The following is a 1,487-nucleotide window of genomic DNA, read 5'->3' as shown; positions in this document are numbered from 1 at the left end:
ATAAAAACTCATTTAAATCACTTTGCTATTAAGTACAAATTGATTCTTAGAGCGAACCAGATTGCTTGGCAGGAGCTTAAAAATATGGCAGCTTAAAATTGACCGTGCGTAACATGAGTGAATAAGACAATTACGAATTTTTGCAATCTGAATTAACTTTTGCCATGCATCATTATCTATACCGTATCCTTGTGCTTTTAGCGCGGGTTCAAAACGAATAATACTAGCGTTTTTCTTAATAAAATGAGCTTCACACTCGCGATATAAATCATCCTCTAATTGACCATAAATTTGGAGGAAAATTGAGGTAATAAGGTTATCTTCGCGGAGTTTGAGGCTATTGGTATTTACTCGATCATAAAGGCTTAGCAAGGCATCAAAGTTAGTTTGGTTTAAAAATTTAAAGGTCATTGAGTTTTCCAATTCCAGATCATGGACTAAAACCCAATTATCTACTCTTTGCTGTCAATTAAAAAGCATCAGGGCGATGGAAAGTAAAATAATAATAATAATGATGGCATATTTATGATGATGAGACATGGGCTAATTTTTTAAATTTATCTTGGTTCAAGTATAGACTATTTTTTATTGTTGTCGTATTTCGTAAGCACAAGCATCGATTCCTGCGGAACAAAGCTGGTTATTTTTACTCCAATAAGAACCATAAGGTATAATTTTAGTATTAACGGTAGGGGATAATTTAACCGTCATCCAAAGATTAGTACCTTTTTTCTTTGGATTTGGCCATTGGTAATAACACACGAGTTTATTATCTTGATTTAAAACTTGCATAAAGCCAATTTTCTCAGGCGCTTGCCAACCATGGTAGTCTATTGCCCAATGTACCCCCTTTATTTCAAAGCTTTGGGGGTTGTCTTGATTAGCTACTACAAGATTAGTGGGCGGGCAAAAGCTTAGTTGTTTAGGCACACTTCGGAGTAAACTACTCAAATAATCACGGCTTGGCTTATACCCATATAGGCTAAGACTTAAACAAATTAAAGCTAATAATAAAAAACTTAGTTTTTTATTCATTATGATTGCCATTCAAATAACTAATTTTTCTACTATTATCTTTAAGATAGAAAGTAGACCTTTAATTCGCCCATCCTTGCGGCAAAGTGGTGCTTTTTGTAAGCAATAGAAATTGATTTTGCGTAGGGTTCGTAACATCATAAATAACTCCCGTATTTAACATGATACGCCATCTAAAAAGTTTGTTATTATAAAACTTTTGATGTTTGTCCAGCATAACCCATCCACTCGCAGAACGCTAGAGAGATTTAATATTCCTGTTTTGTAGCTATAATTACTTACATATCGATCTTTTTGATGACAAGGCAGATCATGCATAGAGCAAGATGGATCTTTTAGCTAGGTCCGGGGATCTGGAACAAAATTCAGGAAAAATAAGAGCTATTCCCGGTTTGTTAGTTCATTCACCTTACTCTCAGAATGGCTTATCCACAAGTCCATAGGCCAGGAGA

Annotated in this window: 2 protein-coding genes; both read right to left on the bottom strand. The window is 34.8% G+C overall.

Annotated features, from left to right (window positions below; genetic code table 11):
• Positions 1-12: 12 nt before the first annotated feature.
• On the bottom strand, positions 13-411 hold the full coding sequence (locus ELY15_RS15735) for a hypothetical protein (protein WP_127101695.1): 399 nt from the start codon (positions 409-411) through the stop codon (positions 13-15).
• A 174-nt stretch (positions 412-585) separates the two neighbouring features.
• The gene (locus tag ELY15_RS15730) at positions 586-1,035 is read right to left on the bottom strand and encodes a hypothetical protein (RefSeq protein WP_127101694.1); all 450 of its coding nucleotides are present in this window, start codon (positions 1,033-1,035) and stop codon (positions 586-588) included.
• Between the last annotated feature and the right edge of the window lie 452 nt (positions 1,036-1,487).

It is taken from the genome of Legionella sp. km772 (assembly GCF_003989735.1).
Lineage (GTDB): Bacteria > Pseudomonadota > Gammaproteobacteria > Legionellales > Legionellaceae > Legionella.
This window is presented reverse-complemented; position numbering and strand designations above follow the sequence as displayed.

Excerpts from the sequence above, each read along its gene's own strand:
- ELY15_RS15735 (WP_127101695.1), bottom strand. The coding sequence starts at position 411 with ATGACCTTTAAATTTTTAAACCAAACTAACTTTGATGCCTTGCTAAGC.
- ELY15_RS15730 (WP_127101694.1), bottom strand. The coding sequence starts at position 1,035 with ATGAATAAAAAACTAAGTTTTTTATTATTAGCTTTAATTTGTTTAAGT.